Annotated in this window: 20 protein-coding genes; 9 read left to right on the plus strand and 11 right to left on the minus strand. The window is 71.8% G+C overall.

All coding sequences use genetic code 11. The annotated features are described in order from the left end of the window. Positions 1-78 precede the first annotated feature (78 nt). On the plus strand, positions 79-660 hold the full coding sequence (locus BLT23_RS01555; RefSeq protein WP_218133598.1) for an acetoacetate decarboxylase family protein: 582 nt from the start codon (positions 79-81) through the stop codon (positions 658-660). 16 nt (positions 661-676) lie between these two features. Here the strand turns inward: BLT23_RS01555 and BLT23_RS01560 are convergent, their stop codons facing one another. Genes BLT23_RS01560 through exaC form a run of 3 tightly spaced genes read right to left on the minus strand, consistent with a single transcriptional unit; the run spans position 677 to position 3,425 of the window. Then, positions 677-1,531, minus strand: a complete 855-nt coding sequence (locus BLT23_RS01560; RefSeq protein ID WP_090044713.1) for a hypothetical protein — start codon at positions 1,529-1,531, stop codon at positions 677-679. Positions 1,532-1,551: 20 nt separating this feature from the next. Next, positions 1,552-1,902 carry a DUF779 domain-containing protein gene (locus BLT23_RS01565; protein WP_090044714.1) on the minus strand — a complete coding sequence of 117 codons (351 nt, stop codon included), beginning with the start codon at positions 1,900-1,902 and terminating at the stop codon, positions 1,552-1,554. Next, the gene (exaC, locus tag BLT23_RS01570; protein WP_090044716.1) at positions 1,902-3,425 is read right to left on the minus strand and encodes an acetaldehyde dehydrogenase ExaC; all 1,524 of its coding nucleotides are present in this window, start codon (positions 3,423-3,425) and stop codon (positions 1,902-1,904) included. Before exaC ends, BLT23_RS01565 begins: the two co-directional genes overlap by 1 nt. 118 nt (positions 3,426-3,543) lie before the next feature. On the opposite strand from exaC, the gene BLT23_RS01575 reads away from it, so the two are divergent. The 5 genes from BLT23_RS01575 to BLT23_RS01595 are packed head-to-tail and all read left to right on the plus strand — an operon-like array spanning position 3,544 to position 7,670. Beyond that, positions 3,544-4,665 (plus strand): GAF domain-containing protein, encoded by a 1,122-nt coding sequence (locus BLT23_RS01575; RefSeq protein WP_090044718.1) that lies wholly within the window; start codon positions 3,544-3,546, stop codon positions 4,663-4,665. A 23-nt stretch (positions 4,666-4,688) separates the two neighbouring features. Then, a complete protein-coding gene (locus tag BLT23_RS01580; RefSeq protein WP_090044719.1) occupies positions 4,689-5,438 on the plus strand; it encodes a hypothetical protein in 750 nt (249 codons plus the stop codon). 44 nt (positions 5,439-5,482) lie between these two features. Further along, positions 5,483-6,346, plus strand: a complete 864-nt coding sequence (locus BLT23_RS01585; RefSeq protein WP_245743430.1) for a PfkB family carbohydrate kinase — start codon at positions 5,483-5,485, stop codon at positions 6,344-6,346. 45 nt (positions 6,347-6,391) lie between these two features. Further along, the gene (locus BLT23_RS01590) at positions 6,392-7,135 is read left to right on the plus strand and encodes a DUF4397 domain-containing protein (RefSeq protein ID WP_143035779.1); all 744 of its coding nucleotides are present in this window, start codon (positions 6,392-6,394) and stop codon (positions 7,133-7,135) included. A 10-nt stretch (positions 7,136-7,145) separates the two neighbouring features. Then, a complete protein-coding gene (locus tag BLT23_RS01595; RefSeq protein ID WP_090044722.1) occupies positions 7,146-7,670 on the plus strand; it encodes a class F sortase in 525 nt (174 codons plus the stop codon). Here the strand turns inward: BLT23_RS01595 and BLT23_RS01600 are convergent. From BLT23_RS01600 to BLT23_RS01620, 5 genes are read right to left on the minus strand one after another with little or no spacing between them, the layout of a single operon-like run. Continuing rightward, positions 7,642-8,274: an ABC transporter ATP-binding protein gene (locus BLT23_RS01600; RefSeq protein WP_245743432.1), complete on the minus strand. Its 633-nt coding sequence runs from the start codon at positions 8,272-8,274 to the stop codon at positions 7,642-7,644. The two genes, BLT23_RS01595 and BLT23_RS01600, sit on opposite strands and share 29 nt — an antisense overlap. Then, positions 8,256-9,158 carry an ABC transporter ATP-binding protein gene (locus BLT23_RS01605; RefSeq protein WP_218133599.1) on the minus strand — a complete coding sequence of 301 codons (903 nt, stop codon included), beginning with the start codon at positions 9,156-9,158 and terminating at the stop codon, positions 8,256-8,258. The genes BLT23_RS01600 and BLT23_RS01605 overlap by 19 nt, the downstream gene beginning before the upstream one ends. Next, a complete protein-coding gene (locus BLT23_RS01610) occupies positions 9,152-10,036 on the minus strand; it encodes an ABC transporter permease (RefSeq protein WP_090044728.1) in 885 nt (294 codons plus the stop codon). Before BLT23_RS01610 ends, BLT23_RS01605 begins: the two co-directional genes overlap by 7 nt. Further along, positions 10,029-11,003 (minus strand): ABC transporter permease, encoded by a 975-nt coding sequence (locus tag BLT23_RS01615; protein WP_245743434.1) that lies wholly within the window; start codon positions 11,001-11,003, stop codon positions 10,029-10,031. Before BLT23_RS01615 ends, BLT23_RS01610 begins: the two co-directional genes overlap by 8 nt. Then, positions 11,000-12,565, minus strand: coding sequence for an ABC transporter substrate-binding protein (locus tag BLT23_RS01620; RefSeq protein WP_090044730.1), 1,566 nt, complete (start codon positions 12,563-12,565; stop codon positions 11,000-11,002). The genes BLT23_RS01615 and BLT23_RS01620 overlap by 4 nt, the downstream gene beginning before the upstream one ends. A 132-nt stretch (positions 12,566-12,697) precedes the next feature. Between BLT23_RS01620 and BLT23_RS01625 the strand changes: the two genes are divergently transcribed. Next, positions 12,698-12,883, plus strand: coding sequence for a zinc transporter Slc39a7 (locus BLT23_RS01625; RefSeq protein ID WP_090044732.1), 186 nt, complete (start codon positions 12,698-12,700; stop codon positions 12,881-12,883). Between the two features lie 67 nt (positions 12,884-12,950). Here BLT23_RS01625 and BLT23_RS01630 read toward each other — a convergent pair whose 3' ends face one another. Then, entirely contained in the window at positions 12,951-14,654 is a 1,704-nt protein-coding gene (locus BLT23_RS01630; protein ID WP_090044734.1) for a dihydroxy-acid dehydratase, read from the minus strand. A 184-nt stretch (positions 14,655-14,838) separates the two neighbouring features. Here BLT23_RS01630 and BLT23_RS01635 point away from each other — a divergent pair, with 184 nt between their 5' ends. Next, positions 14,839-15,213 carry a DUF6292 family protein gene (locus tag BLT23_RS01635; protein WP_143035780.1) on the plus strand — a complete coding sequence of 125 codons (375 nt, stop codon included), beginning with the start codon at positions 14,839-14,841 and terminating at the stop codon, positions 15,211-15,213. A 60-nt stretch (positions 15,214-15,273) separates the two neighbouring features. Here BLT23_RS01635 and BLT23_RS01640 read toward each other — a convergent pair whose 3' ends face one another. Together BLT23_RS01640 and BLT23_RS01645 are read right to left on the minus strand one after the other, a co-directional pair. Continuing rightward, on the minus strand, positions 15,274-17,433 hold the full coding sequence (locus BLT23_RS01640) for an MMPL family transporter (RefSeq protein WP_090044737.1): 2,160 nt from the start codon (positions 17,431-17,433) through the stop codon (positions 15,274-15,276). 5 nt (positions 17,434-17,438) lie between these two features. Continuing rightward, on the minus strand, positions 17,439-18,011 hold the full coding sequence (locus BLT23_RS01645) for a TetR/AcrR family transcriptional regulator (protein WP_090044739.1): 573 nt from the start codon (positions 18,009-18,011) through the stop codon (positions 17,439-17,441). Between the two features lie 129 nt (positions 18,012-18,140). Here BLT23_RS01645 and BLT23_RS01650 point away from each other — a divergent pair, with 129 nt between their 5' ends. Beyond that, complete coding sequence (locus BLT23_RS01650) at positions 18,141-18,683, plus strand: hypothetical protein (protein WP_090044741.1); 543 nt, start codon at positions 18,141-18,143, stop codon at positions 18,681-18,683.

Raw genomic sequence — 18,683 nt, forward strand, 5'->3', positions numbered from 1 at the left:
CGGGCAAACTTGGGATTTCCCTGACGTTGCCGTCGTGTGCGATGGGTGGACCGATCATGCTCGCGGTACGGTCGTGGCGTGCGGTACCCACCCGAACCGTGGCACCTGCGGGGCTCGGCCGTGATCTCGGTGTTCCGAGTCCCACGCGACCAGGTCCCCGGTGACCACCTGCCCTCCGGAGCGAGGCTGCTCGCCGTGGCGGGCAACGTCTTCGTGGCCGTGGCGTTCGTGACGTACGAACCGGGCGGCGTGCTCTCCTACGACGAGCTGCTCGTGGGGACGCCGGTGTGGGACCGCGGCTCGCTCGCCGTGTCCATCCCGCAGATCTGGGTCGACAGCGAGGTGTCCCGCACCGGCGGGCGCGAGCTGTGGGGCATTCCGAAGCAGCTCGCCCGGTTCGGGCAGGGCTCGTCGATCGCGGCGGTCTCGGCCGGTGGCGGCGTGCCGCTGCCCGGCCGCTGGAAGGTCGCGGGCCCCACCGCCCAGCGCCTCGACGGCAGGGACGTGCGCGCGAAGGCCGCCGTGTCCGGCCGCGTCCGCCTGGTGAGGAGCGCCTGGCTGGTCCCGGCAGGCGGCCCGCTCGGCTACCTGACCGGACGCACGCCACTGCTCAGCGTCGCACTGGACGACATGCACCTGACGTTCGGCGAAGCCTCCTGACGGCCTTCGCGGGCCGTCAGCCGACGTAGCGGACGCTGTTCAGCACGTGCTGCGCCCAGGTCCGGTCCGCCGGGTAGCGGTGGATGCAGCGCACTGACAGCATGGTGCCGCGCCGGACGACGTGGGCGTGGAACACCTGTTCCTCTTGGCCGTCGATGACCTCGCTGAGCCAGAACGCGTGCCGCAGCTCCTCGCCGTCGTGCTCGACGGAGTGCTCCGCGGTCGCCGGGTAGCCGTCCAGGACCGCGCCGAGGAAGTCGCTCGGGCTGCCGCCGGTGAGGTCTGCGTAGACGTCGATGCTCACCGAGCGGCCGGGGCTGGAGAAGCGGACGGTGCGGCCGTCGATCGTGCACCGCATGCCCTCGGTGCGCTCGATCGTCCACACCTCGCCGAACTTCTCGCGGATGGGCACGGGCAGCGGGTGGCGGATGCGGCTGAGCACCTCGTCGCGGTCCCATTCGCGTTCCAGCAACGGGTGCGAGGTGTAGTACGGCAGCTCGTCGGCGTTGAGGACGGCCGCCTCGGCGTGCACGCCGAGGACGTCCCACGGTTTGATGACGTTCGCGAACTTGCCGGACAGGCGCAGGTTCGCGTACTCGGTGTCGTTGTCCCACACGGCGTGGGCGTACATCGCGTCGACCTTGCTGATCCGCATCCAGGCACCGAACACCAGCTCCGTTCCGCCGGTCAGCGCAACGGGGAGCAGGCAACGGATGTAGGTGTCACCGTCCGGTCCGACGAGCAGTCCGCCTGTCGGTGCGGCCAGCCGGTCGCCGGGGACGCCGACCAGTTGCTCCGGACGGTTCAACCGGTAGTCGATGCGGTCCGTCGACGTGATCTCGGCTCCGCAGCATCCGCATTGGACGGTCATGCGCGCATGGTAGTGCCGCGTCAAAGCTCCATCGCGGAGAGCAGCCGCGACCGGACCAGGAAGCGCACTCCCAGCGGTGCCTCCAGGGAGAAACCGCTCCCACGGCCGGGCACCACGTCGATCGTCAGGTGGGTGTGGCTCCAGAGCTCGAACTGCGCCAGGGACATCCAGATGGGGACCTTGAACGAGTCGACCTCGAGGTCGCCGAGGTGGACGTCCGACGAGCCCGTGCGGAACTCGCCGAACCGGTAGCACATCGGGGCGGAACCGTCGCAGCAGCCGCCGGACTGGTGGAACATCAGGTCGCCGTGGTCGGCGCGGAGGCGGCGGAGCACGTCCGCCGCCTCCGGGGTCAGCGCGACTCTCGTCATCAGAAGAAGCCCTGCGCGTTCTGGGAGTAGCTGACGAGGAGGTTCTTCGTCTGCTGGTAGTGGTCGAGCATCATGCGGTGGTTCTCGCGGCCGATGCCGGACTGCTTGTAGCCGCCGAACGCCGCGTGCGCCGGGTAGGCGTGGTAGTTGTTCACCCACACGCGGCCCGCCTGGATGTCGCGGCCCGCGCGGTAGGCGACGCCGCCGTCGCGCGACCACACGCCGGCGCCGAGGCCGTAGAGGGTGTCGTTGGCGGTCTTCATGGCGTCGTCGTAGTCGGCGAACCGGGTGACGGCGACGACCGGGCCGAAGATCTCCTCCTGGAAGATCCGCATCTTGTTGTCGCCCTCGAACACCGTCGGCGTCACGTAGTAGCCGCCGGACAACTCGCCGCCGAGGTCCGCGCGCCCGCCGCCGGTGAGGACCTTGGCGCCTTCCTGCTTGCCGATGTCGATGTACGAGAGGATCTTCTCGAGCTGGTCGTTGGACGCCTGCGCGCCGATCATCGTCTCGGTGTCGAGCGGGTTGCCCTGCCTGACCGCCTTCGTGCGTTCGACGGCGTCGCCGAGGAACTGGTCGTAGATGTCGTCCTGGATGAGCGCGCGGGACGGGCAGGTGCAGACCTCGCCCTGGTTCAGCGCGAACATCGTGAAGCCTTCGAGGGCCTTGTCGTAGAAGGCGTCGCGCTGGGCGGCGACGTCGGCGAAGAACACGTTCGGCGACTTGCCGCCGAGCTCCAGCGTGACCGGGATGATGTTCTCGCTCGCGTACTGCATGATCAGCCGGCCGGTGGTCGTCTCGCCGGTGAACGCGATCTTGGAGATGCGGCGCGACGACGCGAGCGGCTTGCCGGCCTCGACGCCGAAGCCGTTCACCACGTTCACGACGCCGGGTGGCAGCAGGTCGGCGATCAGCTCCATCAGCACGTGGATCGAGGCGGGGGTCTGCTCGGCGGGCTTCAGCACGACCGCGTTGCCCGCGGCGAGGGCGGGAGCGAGCTTCCAGACGGCCATCAGGATCGGGAAGTTCCACGGGATGATCTGGCCGACGACGCCGAGCGGCTCGTGGAAGTGGTAGGCGACGAGGTCCTCGTCGATCTGCGAGATGCCGCCCTCCTGGGCGCGGATCGCGCCCGCGAAGTAGCGGAAGTGGTCGATCGCGAGCGGCAGGTCCGCGGCGAGCGTCTCGCGGACGGCCTTGCCGTTGTCCCACGTCTCCGCGACGGCCAGCTTCTCGAGGTTCGCCTCCATCCGGTCGGCGATCCGGTTCAGGACGTTGGCGCGCTCGGCGACCGAGGTCCTGCCCCACGCGCGGGAGGCGCCGTGGGCCGCGTCCAGCGCCCGGTCGACGTCCTCCGCGGTGCCGCGGGCGATCTCGGTGAAGTCCTCGCCGGTGACGGGGGTCGGGTTGGCGAAATACCCGCCCTGGGCGGGCGGCACGTACTCGCCGCCGATGAAGTGGTCGTAGCGGTCACGGTAGGTGACCACGCTGTCCGGCTGTCCCGGAGCCGCGTACTGGGCCATTTCGCCTCCTGTGCGCATCGTTGCGAACCGGGGACGACGCTAAGTAGTGCAACGTTTCACCCACGTTGCATCCGAATGGAGTAACGCGGGCCGCCAGAAGGACCGTCATCCTGAACAGGTGACGGAGCCCGACGAGGCAGCCCGGCCGGTGATCGCCGAGTCGTGGCGGCGTTCCCTGGCCACGGGCGTGGACCCCGACCGCCACGAGGCGCCGGTCGTCTACGCCCCGGACGAGGTCGCCGACCTGCGCGGCACGCACCCGCTGGCCGAGGCGGTGCCGGTGCTGCGGCACACGCTGTCGATGGACGACACGATCATGATCGTCACCGACACCGCTGGTCACGTCCTGTGGTGCGAGGGCGACAACCAGGTCCGCCACAAGGCTGAACGCGTTCACCTCACCGAGGGGGCGAGGTGGAGCGAGGACGTCATCGGCACGAACGCGATGGGCACCGCGCTCGTCACCGGCAGGCCCCTCACCGTGCACTCCCGCGAGCACCTGGTGCGCACCTACCACGGCTGGACGTGCGCGGCGAGCCCGATCACCGACCCCCGCACGGGCGTGGTGCTCGGGGTGGTCGACGTCAGCGGGCCGCTGACGACCATGCACCCGGCCGTGCCGCAGCTCGTGTCGGCCGCCGCCCAGCTCGCGCAGCACCACCTCCGGCAGTGCGCGCCGCGCAGGCCCGTGCTCACGCTGAACTTCCTCGGCGGGCTGTACGCCGACCTGGGCGGCCGGACACTGGCGCTCACGCTGCGCAACGCCGAGGTGCTGACGGCGCTCGCACTGCACCCGAAAGGACTGACGGCCGAGCAGCTCGCGCTGCTGCTCTACGGCGAGCGCGGCAACCCGACGACGGTCCGCGCCGAGCTGCACCGGCTGAGGGCGCAGCTCGGCGGTGTCCTGCTGACCAGGCCGTACCGGCTCGACGCCGAGGTGCGCGGCGACTTCCTGGACGTGCGGACCGCGTTGCGGTCCGGTGACGCCGGGAAGGCCACCCGGCACTACGGCGGGGAGCTGCTCGCCCGGTCGGACGCGCCGGTGGTCCGGGAAGAGCGGGTGGACCTCGCGGCGGCGGTGCGCAAGGGGGTGCTGGAGCGGGGCGACGTTGACGCGCTGCTGGCCTTCGCGGACAGCGCCGAGGACGCCGAGGTGCTCGAACGGCTGCGGCTGCTGCTCCCCGAGTCGGACCCCCGGCACGCGCTCGTGTCCTCGCGCCTGAGGAGGGCGTTGGAATAGTCTCCCCTTCCGGGGAGGCCGAAGTGAGGCAGTGCATCAACTGCTTGAGCCGGTTGCCGCGCAAGGACATCACCGACGTCGCGTGGTGCGGCCTGTGCACACCGTGCGTGCGCCTGGTCGAGGACCAGATGAAGGTCCTGCACGACCAGCCGGGCGGTGCGGCCGTGCGGATCCTGCGGTGCGGCTGGTGCGGTGTCACCCGGTCGTGCGGAGTCGGCCGGCGAACGCGGTGCCTGGTGTGCCTGGACGACAGGTCGGTGCCCGACCCCGCGATGGAGGGGGTGGCGCGGCGGCTGGAGCTCGACGGGACCTGGCGCGAGTGCTCGGAGCTGATTGCCGCCACGACGGTGAAGATCCGCCTCGCGAAGTACGCCCGGCCGGGCTGGACCGTGCTCGCCACCGACGTGCAGGGGTTGCCGTGGAAGAACTTCCGGTGGCTGACGAAGTCGCACGGCACGTGGGGCCGCGACGACGAAACGGGTGAGGTCCGGCGGCTGCGGCACTCGCGCGGTGAGGAGACGCTGCTGTACCTGGTGCGGTACGGGAAGGTGCTCAAGTTCGGGCGGGGCAACGCGGACCGCGTCGGCGGGCACGTCGCGCAGGGCGCGGTGCCCGTCCTGGTGCTCTCGGCGCCGCGGGAGCAGGTCGCCGTCGCCGGGGACCGGCTCCGGCGCCTGCACCGCGCCGAGCTGGTCTCGCACCGCACGCCCGTCGACCTCTTCGCCGTGCTGCCCGGCGGCCTCGACGTGACCGACCGGTACCAGCGGAGTTGATCGGTCCGCGACTGGGCGGACCGGCGACTGGGTAGCCCAGCGGCGTGGACGAGATCGTCGTGGTGGGACAGCTGGCCCGTGACCTGGTCCTCGTCGTCGACGAGGTGCCCGGCCCCGGTGGCACGACGCCCGTGCGGGAACGCCGCGAGATGCTCGGCGGCAAGGGCGCGAACATCGCGGTCGGCCTGGCCCAGCTGGGAGCGCCGGTCGCGCTGGTCGGTGTGGTGGGGGACGACGACGTCGGCTCCCGGCTGGTCGCGCGGGCCGCGGCGGACGGGATCGCGACCAGAGCCGTGGTGCGCAGGGCGGACACCGAGACCGGTCTGATCACGAGCGTCGTCGCCGACGGCTGGCGGTACCTGGAGCACCTTCCCGACGCCGTGCGGCTGCGGGAGGACGACCTGCCGATCGACGTGATCGAACGAGCGAGCGCGGTGGTGTTGCAGCTGCAGCAACCGCCGGAGGTGGCGTTGAAGGCCGCCCGTGCGGCGCGGGGCCTGGTGGTGCTGGACGGGTCACCGGAACGGCTGCGCGACGAGCTGCTGGCGTGCGCCGGTGTGGTGCGGGCGGACCACCAGGAGGCCGAGCTGCTGTCCGGGCGGTCGATCAAGAGCGCCGACGACGCCGTCGAGGCCGCCCGCGAGGTGCTGGCGAAGGGCCCTGACCTCGTGGCGTTCGCCGTGGACGACGTCGGCAACGTGTTCGTCTGGGAGTCCGGGCAGCTCGTGTTGCCTCTCGGCGACGTCGAGGTGGTGGACACGACCGGGGGCGGTGACGCGTTCGTGGCCGCGCTGACGTTCACCCTGGCGAGTGGCGGGAGTCCGGAGGAGGCAGCTCGCCGCGCCGTCGAGGCGTCCGGGGACACCGTCTCGCACCTCGGTGGGCGGCCGACGCTCACCGGACGCTGATCAGGCAAGTTATCGTGGTGGACGTCCGCTGAGAGGAGGGTCCGCGTGCGAGTGCTCGCTGTCGTGCTGATGTTGCTGCTCTCCGCCGCGCCCGCGCACGCCGCCTCCGGCACGTACGTGCGGATCGGCCACTTCTCCACCGACCAGGCCAGGGTCGAGGCTAGCTTCGACGGCGTCGCCGCCGGCACCCTCGACTACGCCGACCTCCAGGAGTACCGGCGCGTCGAGCCGGGGGAGCACAACGTCGAGTTCCGCGCGGCCGGGTCCGATCCCGGCGACCCGGTGCTGCGGTCCGTGCTCGTGATCGCGAGCCCGGGACGGGCGTACACGGTCCTCGACGTCGCGAGCACCATGAAGGTGCTGGAGGACGACGTCAGCCTGCCGCCCGGCGGGCAGGCGCGGCTGCGGGTGGTCAACGGCGGTGACGCCGAGACGGACCTCGTGCGCGGCGGCACGGCCGTGCACCGCGCCGTGCAGGCGCACTCCGCGACCGGCTACGTCGACCTGGCGCCCGGCACGGCCGCGCTGGAGGTGCTGCAGCGCGGCAAGGAGCCGACCACGCTGGAGGCGCCCGTCGAGGCGGGGGCTGTCTACTCGTTGCTGGTCAGCGCCCGGCGCATCGAGCTGCGCACCGACGCCAAGGCCGCGGAGGTCGTGCCCGGCGGCGGGCAGGAGACGGGGTTCGGCGGCATGGCGGGCGGCTGGGACTGGCTCACCGCGCTGGTCATCGCGCTCATCGTGGGTGTCGCGATGTTCTCGGTGCGCGGCAGGCTCTTCCGGTTCGGCTGACGGGGCCGGCATGGGCAAGGGCAAGCTCGTGATGGGCTCCGCGGTCCTCGTGACGCTGATCTACGTCGTGAAGGGGCCCGGCGCGGACGAGGCGCCCGAACCGGTGACGGTGCGCATCCCGTCGATCGGCGTCGAGACCTCGCTCGAAGCGCTGGACGTCGACTCCGCCGGGGCGCTGGAGCCGCCCTCGCGCACCGACGAGGCCGGCTGGTACGCCAAGGGCATCACCCCCGGTGACGCCGGACCGGCCGTGATCGCGGGGCACGTCGACTCGAAGACCGGGCCCGGCGTGTTCTTCCGGCTGCCCGAGCTCCGGCCGGGCGCGGAGGTGCTGGTCGAACGGGAGGACGGCAGCACGCTGACGTTCGTCGTGAGCAGCAGCTACACGACGGAGAAGACCGCGTTCCCGACCGCCTCGGTGTACGCGCCGACGCCGTTGTCGGAGCTGCGGCTGGTGACCTGCGGCGGTGAGTTCGACCGGCTGGCGGGCAGCTACCGGGACAACGTCATCGTGGAGGCGGTGCTGAAAGCGTGACAGTCTCGTCCGCCCACCTGGCCAGCAGGCGGGAGTCGTGCGAGATGGCCAGCACGCCCGCGTTCGTCCGCTCCTGGTAGGCGCGGATCACGCCGACGAGCGCCGCCGTCGTGGAGGCGTCCAGCATCGTGGTCATCTCGTCGCAGATCAGGTAGCGCGGGTTCAGGGCGAGCGCGCGGGCGAGGCACGCGCGTTGCAGCTGGCCGTCGCTCACCTCGTGCGGGCGGCGGTCGAGCAGGTCGCCGGTGAGCATGACCAGGTCGGCCAGCTCCTCGACGCGGTCGCCCGCCGGTTCCGCGATGGCCCGCCGGAGGGTGAAGCGCGGGTCCACCGAGAGCCTCGGCTGCTGGAACAGCACGCCGATCCTGGTGCGCTGAGCCGCCTTGAACCGGAACCCGGTCACCTCCTCGCCGTCGATCTCGACGGTGCCGGCGAACGGCTTGTGCAGCAACGCGAGCACGCGCGCCACGGTGGACTTGCCGGAGCCGCTCGGACCGGCCAGGCCGACCGTCTGTCCCGGCCGGACGGTCAGGCTGACGCCGGTGACCACCGGCTCGCGATACCCGGCGGTGATGCCGGTGCCGGTCAGCACGGGACGTGGCACGCGACGGCGTGCGGGTCGTCGGTGAGCACGGGGCGTTCCTCGCAGAGTGCGGTGGCCTGGGCGCAGCGCGGGGCGAACGCGCAGCCGTCCGGCAGGTCGGTGAGCAGGGGAGGCTGGCCGGGGATCGGGAGGAAGTCCCGTTCCGGCAGCGCGTTGGCGAGGCCGCGCGCGTAGGGGTGCCTCGCTGCGTCGAGCACCTCGTGGGCGGGGCCGACCTCGACGATCCGGCCCGCGTACATCACCGCGATCCGGTCGGCGATCCGGTGGGCCGCCGCGAGGTCGTGGGTGATCAGCAGGACGGCGTGGCCGTCGTCGGCGAGCCTGCGGAACTCGTCGAGCAGCCCGTCCACCAGGTCGCGGTCGAGGCCGGTGGTCGGTTCGTCGGCGATGAGCAGCCACGGGTCGCCGACCAGCGCCAGCGCGTTCGCGACGCGTTGCGCCATGCCGCCGGACAGCTCGTGCGGGTAGCGGTCGAGGTGCTCGGGCAGCAGACCGGCCCGTCGCGCCGCGCTCTCCGCGTCACCGCCCAGCACGCGGGCGGCCTCCTCCAGCTGGGACCGCGCGGTGCGCACGGGCGTCAGGTGGCTCGCCGGGCTCTGCGGGACCAGGCCGATCTGCCGGCCGCGGACCGTCCTGGCGAGCTCCTGGTCGGTGGCCGCCAGCAGGTCGAGCTCGCCCAGCCGGGCGCTGCCGGTGGTCTCGGCGTTGCCGGGCAGGAACCCGAGCAGGGCGCTCGCCAGCACCGTCTTGCCGCAGCCGCTCTCGCCGACGAGCGCCACGCACTCGCCGGGCCGGATGCGCAACGACACGTCGTTGACCGCCTCGACGGTCGCGCCGCCGAGCGCGAACCGCACCGAGACGCGGTCGATCTCCAGGTTCACCACGTCAGCTCCGTGCGTCGCTTGGGGTTGAGCCGGTCCCGCCACACGCCGCTGACGCCGGAGATCGCCAGCGTCGTGACGACGAGCAGCAGGCCGGGGGCGAGCGACATCCACCAGCCGCCGGTCAGCAGCGACCGCTGGGCGTCGTTGATCATGTTGCCGACGCTGGCCGCGTGCGGCGGCAGGCCGAGGCCGAGGAACGACAGCGCCGTCTCGTGCCACACGGCGTGCGGGACCATCAGCGTCGTCGCGAGCAGCACCTGCGGGGCGACGTTGGGCAGCAGGTGCCGGGTCAGGACCTGCGTCCTGCTCGCCCCGCCGACGATCGCCGCGTCGATGAACGGCCGGGAGCGCAGCGACAGCACCTCCGAGCGCACGATGCGCGCGGCCGTGAGCCAGTGGGTCAGCGCGATCGAGACGACCACGGCGGTGAGGCTCGGCCGCAGCACCGCGACGATCACGATGCCCAGCAGCAGGTGGGGGACCGACGCGATGGTGTCGACCAGCCGCATCAGCAGCCGGTCGAACCAGCCGCCGATCGCTCCCGCCAGCGCGCCGACCGCCGTGCCGACGACCGCGGAGATCACCGCCGCGACCAGGCCCACCGTCAGCGACACGCGCAGGGCGTAGACGCAGCGCAGCAGCACGTCGCGGCCGAGCTCGTCGGTGCCGAACAGGTGGGCCGCGCTCGGCGGCCGGTTGGCGAGCGTGAGGTCGACGTACTGCTCGTTGAGCTCGACGACCAGCGGGACGACCACCACGACCAGCGCGACGACCGCGAGCACGGTCGCCGACGGCAGCAGCCGCCACTTCGGCGCGCGGGGCGGGCTCGCCGCGGTGAGGCGGCTGCGCGGCGCGGGACGCCAGGTCAGGTCAGCCATCGAGCGCCACCCTCGGGTCGGCCAGTGCGTACAGGACGTCGGCGAGCAGGTTGCCGAACAGCACCACGCCCGTCGCCATCACGGTGAGAGCGCCGAGCAGCGCGAAGTCGACGTTCAACGCCGCCTCGACCGTCGCCCGCGCGATGCCGGGCCACGAGAACACGGTCTCCACCAGCAACGCGCCCGTGATCAGCTCCGGCAGCCTGGCGCCCAGCAGCGTGAGGAACGGCAGCAGCGACGTGCGCAGGGCGTGGCCGGACACCACCAGGTGGTCGGGCAGCCCGCGGGCCCGCGCGCCGACCACGTGGTCCTGCGTGAACGACTCCAGCAGGTTCTGCCGGACGAACAGCACGAACCACGGCGCCTGCGAGATCGCCAGCACCGTCACCGGCAGCACCATGTGCACGGCCACCCCGCCGACGGACACCGGGTCGGACCCGGTCGTCACGCCGCCGCCGGGCAGCCACCGCAGCTGCAGCGCGAACACGTACAGCACGGCCAGCCCGACCCAGAACACCGGTGCGGCCTCCAGGGTGTAGCAGCCGCCGGTGACGAGCCGGTCGAGCCACGAGCCCTGCCGCCACGCGGCGAGGGTGCCGAGCAGCAACCCGAGCAGCAGCGCCAGCGTGAAGCCGACCGACACGAGCAGCACCGTCCACCCGAGACGGTCGCCGATCACCTCCGACACCGGTTGCTGCAACGACAGCGAGTCGCCGAGGTCGCCCGTGACCGCGTGCCGCAGCCACGCCCAGTACTGCGCGACGACGGGTTCGTCGACGCCCCAGTTCTCGCGCAGCTGGGCCACGCGTTCCGGCGAGGCGCCGATGATCCGGACGCCGAAGTAGCGCTCGACGGGGTCGAACGGGGACGCCTTGGCCAGTACGAACAACGCGAAGCTGACCACGAGCAGGACGGGGACGGCGAAGGCGAGGCGCCGCAGCGCCATCCGGGCGATCGACCTGGTCACGACTTCGGCGTCCAGCGTTCGAGGTTCCACCACACGGCGTGCGCGAGGCCGTGGTCGTGCGGCTCGACCTGGGTCTCCTGCCCGTTCCACCGGTCGCGCAGGACGTAGGTGTGGTCGAGGAACACCAGGAAGGCCCAGCCGGGGTCGGCCGCGTAGGCGCGCTGGAAGTCGTCGTACGCCTGCTTGCGGACCGCGGGGTCGAGGCTGCGGCGCGCGGTGTCGAGCGCGGTGTCCACAGTGGAGTTCCGGTACAGCGACATGTTCACGTAGCCGTCCTGGCCCGCGTACCTGCTGTGCAGCAACGTGTACGCGGCGGTGTCCGGGTCGTACGGGTCGCCGCCGCCCCAGACCGACGCGGCCTCGCCGCGGCGCTGGAGCATGACGTCGAACGTCGTCGCCTCCACGGGGGCGTCGATGCCGAGCTTCGCGATGTCGGATGCCGCGGCGAGCGCGAGCTCCTTGCGCAGCACGTCCGGTGCCGGGTAGAGCACGGGCAGCCTGGCCGGTTGGCCGTCCTTCGCGCGCTTGCCGTCCGCGCCCTTGCGCCAGCCTGCCGCGTCGAGCAGCCGTTCGGCCTCGGCGACGTCGTAGGGGAACGCGGAGTCCTCGCTGTACCAGTCCTTCAGGTGCGGCGAGATCGGCGTGGACGCGGGCGTGCCGGAGCCCACCAGCACGGCGTCGATCATCGCCTGGCGGTTGATGCCCAGGTTGATCGCGCGCCGCACCTCGGGGCTGGAGGTCAGCGGCAGCTCGGACGGGATGCCGATGCCGCGGTAGTCGGCGGACGGGCTCTGCACGATCTTGTACCCGGCCCGGTCGCGGTAGGTCCCCGCGAGCTTGGGCGGCAGCACCGTGCCGTCGAACTCTCCGGCGGCCATGCGTGTCGCGCGGGCGTTGTCGTCGGGCACGAAGACCACGGTCACGGACTTGATCGCGGGTGCGCCGCCCCAGTAGTTCTCGTTGGCGCGCAACACCATCCGGTCACCCTTGCGCCACTCGGCGACGGTGTACGGGCCGGTGCCGACCGGGGCGGTGTTGAACGGGGCGGCGTTGACGTCCACGCCGGAGAACTTCGCGGCGGGCACGATGCCGAGCGCGAGTTGCTGCGCGAACGGCGCGTACGGGTGGGAGAGCCGGAACTCGACGGTCTGCTGGTCGACGGCCACGACGTCGCTCATCGCGTCGAACCGCGACGCGATCGTGGAGTTCACCTTCGGGTCCAGCACCGACTTGTAGGTGAAGACGACGTCCTGCGCCGTCAGCGGTGTGCCGTCGGAGAACGTGATGTCCGTGCGCAGCTTCGCGGTCCACGTCAGGCCGTCCTCGGACGCCGTCGGCAGCTCCGAGGCCAGCGCGGGCTTCAGCGCCAGCGACGCGTCCCTCGTGACGAGGCCGTCGAAGATCTTCGCCGCGCCGTCCGGCGCGTAGCCGAGGATCGGGTTGAGGTTCTCGGGCTCGCTGCCCGCGCCGATGACGATCGACGTCGCCGGACCGGTCGTCTCGCCGTCGGGTGACGAGCACCCGGCCAGCAGGACGACGGCCAGCAGTAAAGCGCGCCGCATCCAGGTTCCTCCCCAGCAAGGCCCGTGTTCACGGACGATCTTGTCGCCAGCCGTAGCTAACAGCAAGTCAGTTGCAACAAGCAAGACCTTGCACGACTGCGGTCGTGTGACACTCGTGTCAGCATCAGAACCATGACCAACGGAGTGCACTCGCACGAGCACAGCCACGGCGACAAGACCCACACGCATCCCCACGGCGCGCACGAGCACGACCACGTCGAGCACTCGCACACCCACGTCCACGGCGGGGAAGAGCACTCACACGCCCACGTGCACGACGCGGGGCACCTGGAGGAGCACGAGCACTCTCACTCCTGAGCCTGGCCGGACGTCCTCAGGGCAGGTGCGGGCTCGCTGAAGTGCCGTCGCACCACCGGATCACCGGTCAGTGCGACTCGCGGGTGACCTCGCTGCCGCTGGAGCCGACCAGGAAGTCGAGGTCGGCTCCGGTGTCGGCGCCCAGCACGTGGTCGATGTAGAGCCGCTCCCAGCCGCGGCGCGGTGCCGCGAACGCCGCCGCCATCGCCTCGCTCGGGGTGCGGGTGAGGAAGTCCGGGTCCTCCACGTCGATCCGGCGGTTCGCGACGTCGAGCACGATGACGTCACCGGTGCGGACCAGGCCGAGCGGCCCGCCCGCCGCGGCCTCCGGCGCCACGTGCAGGACGACGGTGCCGTACGCGGTGCCGCTCATGCGCCCGTCGCAGATCCGGACCATGTCGCGCACACCCTGCTCCAGCAGCTTCCTGGGCAGCGGCATGTTCGACACCTCCGGCATGCCCGGGTAGCCGCGCGGTCCACAGCCGCGCAGCACCAGCACGGAGTCCGCGTCCACGTCGAGGTCCGGGTCGTCGACGCGCGCGTGGAAGTCCTCGATGCTGTCGAACACCACGGCCTTTCCCCGGTGCCGCAACAGGTGCGGGGACGCGGCGGCCGGTTTGACCAGCGCGCCGGACGGGGCGAGGTTGCCGCGCAGCACCGCGATCCCGCCCTCGGCGATGATCGGCTGCCGCCTGTCCCTGATCACCTCGGGGTCCCAGATCGGCGCGTCACCGAGGTGGTCGACCAGCGGGGTGCCGGTGACCGTCAGGGCCGAGGGGTCGAGCAGGTCGCGCACCTCCCGCAGGACGGCGAGCAGGCCGCCCGCGCGGTGGAAGTCCTCCATCAGGAACCGGCCCGCGGGCTGGAGGTCGACCAGCAGCGGGACGCCGGAGCCGATGCGGTCGAAGTCGTCGAGGGAGAGGTCGACACCGAGCCGTCCGGCGATGGCGAGCAGGTGCACCACCGCGTTGGTCGAGCCGCCGATCGCGGCCAGGGCGACGATCGCGTTGTGGAAGTTCGCCTTCGTGAGGAACGTGCTGGGACGCCTGTCCTTCTCGACCAGCTCGACGACGAGGCGGCCGGTGCCGTGCGACGCCTCCAGCAGCCTGGTGTCCGGCGCAGGGGTGCCGGCCACGCCGGGCACGACCGTGCCGAGCGCCTCCGCCACCAGTGCCATCGTGGACGCGGTGCCCATCGTGTTGCAGTGGCCGCGGCTGCGGATCATCGCCGACTCCGACCGCAGGAACTGCTCGCGCGACAGCGTTCCGGCGCGCACCTCCTCGGACAGCCGCCACACGTCCGTGCCGCAGCCCAGCGGCACCCCGCGGAACGTGCCGGTGAGCATCGGCCCGCCGGGCACGACGACGGCGGGGACGTCGACGGACGCCGCGGCCATCAGCAGCGCGGGGATCGTCTTGTCGCACCCTCCGAGCAGCACCACGCCGTCGACGGGGTTGGCGCGCAGCATCTCCTCGGTGGCCATCGCGGCCATGTTGCGCCACAGCATCGCGGTGGGGCGGACGTTCGTCTCGCCCAGTGACACCACCGGCAGGTTCAACGGGATGCCGCCCGCTTCGCGGATGCCGTTGGCGACGGAGGCGGCGACCTCGTTCAGGTGCGCGTTGCACGGGGTGAGGTCGCTCGCGGAGTTCGCGATGGCGATCTGCGGCCGCCGGAAGGCGTCGTCCGGGCCACCGCGGCGCATCCAGGCCCGGTGGATGTAGGAGTTGCGGTCGTCACCGGCGTACCACTGCTCGCTGCGAAGTCCCACTGCGCCTCCTCGCGGTCCCCGCCGACGATAACCACCTCGGAGGGTCCGGCGGCAGCCGCGAATGACGTAGATCGGCCCGCACATCTGACCGGTGGTGGAGACCGGGTTCTGGCCGAGCACCGCGTTGTCGGTGCTCTCGGCTCCTGTGACGAGTTTGCGTTCCCCCTGCCGGGGTAACCGCGTCGTGCGTCAAACAGTCGGCGCGGCTACCCCCGGTGGGCGGAAGGCGGTCGTCGTGATGGCGTTGGTGCTGGATTACGCGTTGCGGGTCACCAGGGAGCTCGGTCTCAGCGGCGAGTCGTCCTGCGTGGACCGGGACAAGCCGGTGCGCGTGTACATCGCGGTCGACGGCGAGCTTCCCGCCCATCCCGGACTGCACGTCGCTCTGCTGTGGACGCGGAGCCACGGCTGGGCGATCGCCGTGGAGGAGCCGGGCGGATCCGAGCTGAAGGTCGTGGCGCACCTGGGCGGTGTGGTGGAACCACCGCCCGCGACGGTCGCCCGCTGGGTGCGGCGGCAGCTCGCCGCCGGCCCCGCACCGGCAGGTCACGTGGCCTGACAGGTCCGGCCCCCACCCGCGCGAGCGAGTGGGGGCCGGACCTTCTTCACGTGGTGCGGGTCAGCCGACGGCGACCGGCTCCTTCTCGTCCTTCTTCTCGGACAGGCCGTCGAGCGCGGTGCCCTCGACGTCGAGCTCCGGCAGCCAGCGCAGCCACTTCGGCAGCCACCAGGCGCGCTCGCCGATCAGGGCCAGCGCGGCGGGCACCAGCACCATGCGGACGACGAACGCGTCCACGAAGATGCCGACGGCCAGGGCGAACGCGATCGACTTCACGGTCGGCTCGCCCGCGGGGACGAAGCCCGCGAAGACCGAGAACATGATCAGCGCCGCGGCCACGACGACCGGGGCCGCCTGGCGGAAGCCAGTGGTGATGGCCTCGATCGGCTTGGCGCCGCGGTGGTGCGCCTCGTGCATGCGGGACACCAGGAAGATCTGGTAGTCCATCGCCAGGCCGAACAGGATGCCGATCACCAGGATCGGGGTGAGGCTGATCAGCGGGCCGGTGCCGTCGAGGTTGACCGCGTCGGCGATCCAGCCCCACTGGAACACCGCGACGGTGGCGCCGAGCGACGAGCCGATGGTGAGCAGGAAGCCCAGCACGCCCACGAGCGGCACGAGCAGCGAGCGGAACACCAGGACCAGCAGCACCAGGGCGAGCCCGACGACCACCGCGAGGTAGATCGGCAGCGCGCGGTCGAGCGAGGTGGCCACGTCGACGCTCACGGCGGTGGCACCGGTGACGGACGCCTTGGCACCGTCCAGACCCGCCAGCTCGGCGCGCAGGTCGGCGACGAGCTGCTCGGTCTCCGCGCTGTCCGGGCCGGACTTCGGGATGACGGTGAGCATGGCGGACTGGCCGTCCTGGCTCGGCTGGGCCGGCGTCACGAGGGCGACGTCGGACAGCTTCGCGATCGGCTCGGCGGCCTTGGTGGCCGCCGCGGCGGCGTCGTCACCCTCGACGAGGACGACGATCGGGCCGTTGAAGCCCTCGCCGAAGCCCTTCGCGAGGATCTGGTCGGCGCGTTCCTGGGTGGAACCGGCCGGCGGCCGCTGGATCAGCGTGGTGTCCATGGACGCCACGGGGATCGACACGATGCCGAGCGCCACGACCGACAGCAGCAGGGCGACGAGGCGGTGACGGGTGATCGCGTTGCCCCAGCCGCGGATGACGCCGCGGTCCTTCGGCTCGACGGCCTCGGCGGCGCGTTCCTTGCGGGTCAGCACGCGGCGGCCGAGCATGGCCAGGACGGCGGGCACCAGCGTGATGGCGATCAGCACCGCGACGATGATCGTGGCGGCGGCCGAGACACCCATCTGCGTGAGGAACGGGATGTCCGCGATCGCGAGGCCCACCAGCGCGATGACGACGGTCAGACCGGCCGTCACGACGGCGGAGCCGGCCGTGCCGACCGCGGTGCCGACGGCGTGGCCGACGTCCGAGCCGTGGCGCAGCTCCTGGCGGTAGCGGTTGATGATGAAGAGCGCGTAGTCGATGCCGACCGCGAGACCCAGCATCGAGGCGAGGATCGGGGTCGTCGACTGCAGGTCCATGAACCCGGTCGCGATGGTGATGCCCAGCACGCCGATGCCGACGCCGATGCCGGCGCTCAGCAGGTTCATGCCCGCCGTCACCAGCGAGCCGTAGGTCAGGGCGAGCACGACCAGCGCCAGCACGACACCGATGGCCTCGGTCGGGCCGCCGACGTGCGGGATCTCCTGCATCGCGGTGCCGGAGACCTCGACGGTCAGGCCCGCTGCGCGCGCCTTGTCGACGGCCTTGAGCAGCTCGGCGCGCTGGTCGTCGGTGACCTCACCGGGCTTCGCGTCGTAGGTGACGGTGCTGTAGCCGACGTTGACGTCCTGGTTGACGCTCGGGGCCGCCGGGTCGAGCGGGTTCGTCGCCGACTTCACGCCCTGCAACGCGGACGCGTCGGTCACCAGGTCGGTGATCGTCTGCACGTGCTGCGGCAGCTTCTCGCCGTCCGGCGCCTGCAGGACGACGCGGGCCGCGGCGGACTCGCCGGTGCCGAACTTCTCCTGGATGCGCTCCAGGGCGGTCGTCGACTCCTGGCCGGGGATGGACATCGAGCTCGACGTCTCGCCACCCAGCGTGAACGCGCCGATGCCGGAGCCGACCAGCACGAGCAGCCAGATGAGGACGACCAGGAAGCGGTGCCGGTGGGCACCCTTCCCGAGTCGGTAGAGCAGTTTCGCCATGGTGGTCAGTTCTCCCGGTGCCCGAGTGCGTCGTAGCAGGTAGCGAGGATCAAGGGGCGCCACGTCGCCTTGTCGCCGCCCTCCTGGTTCGCCAGGAGGGTGAGCACGGCGACGGCGCTGAGCGCGCCGACGACGCGGATCGCGCGTGGCAGGTCGTTGTCGGGGTCGAGCACGAAGATCTCGTTGAGCAGCAGTTCGTCCTGGGCCTGCAGCGGGTCCCGCGCCGGTCGCTTGGCCTCGTCGGGGGCCGTCATGAAGCGGAACAGCAGGGAGACCATGCCGGGCCGGTCCAGCGCGTAGTCGGTGAGCAGCTCGATCGCCCGCCGTTCCCGCACCGGCCCGGTGGGCAGGTCCCGCACCAGGTCGAGCACGTGCCGGCAGATGACGCGGCTCTGCTCCCAGGCCGCCTCGAAGAGGGCGTCCTTGCTGGGGAAGTGGTGCAGCAGACCGGCTTTGGACAGGCCGACGGCGTCGGCGAGCGACTTCAACGACGTCTGCTCGAACCCGTGCCGCGCGAAGAGCGCGGCGGCGGCGTCGAGGATCTTCTCGTCGACGCCGGCTCGGAGCTGTCGTGACATGCGCTCGACTTTACGACGTTTACCGACCGGTTCGGTAGGTAAACCGACCGAATCGGTCGGTGGCGTTCGTCACTCCAACGGGGGAACGAATGACAACCAGCGGTAACCGGGGGCCATCACAATGGGCGGGTGATCGAGATGCGCGCCGTGGTCGAGGTGCCCGGCGGTTACGTGGAGCTGTCGGGGCGGATGACCCAGGACGACGTCGGCACCGCACTGGCCGCGATCGCCGGCTACGTCGTGGGCGTCGACGCCGAACCCGGTCCGGAACAGCTCCGCGCGCTGCTGGCCGAAGAGATGATCGTCATGGCCGGCGGCCTGTCCGTCCTCGACACCACGACCGGCGTGCGGATCGTGCCCGGCTGCTGCGCCGGTCTGGAGAGCTGGCGCGACTGGGCGCTGTTCCTCGACGGCGAGGTGCCGTGGCTCGGCCACTCGCCCGCGCCGGGCGTCGAGCTCACCGCGGACGTGGTGCGGCTGTGGCAGGACGAGGACGCCCAGGAACCGCCCTCGTGCGAGATCCCGCTGGCCGACCTGCCAGGCCACCTGCGGGGGGTGCGGCGGGACCTGGACGCTTTCCTGTGGCTCGTCCGGACGTGGGCGCCGCACGGGATGGGCGAGGACCTGGCGGCCCGGTTCGACGAGGACTTCGCCGTCAGCGCCCCGCTCTGA

Source organism: Lentzea fradiae (assembly GCF_900100955.1).
Lineage (GTDB): Bacteria > Actinomycetota > Actinomycetes > Mycobacteriales > Pseudonocardiaceae > Lentzea > Lentzea fradiae.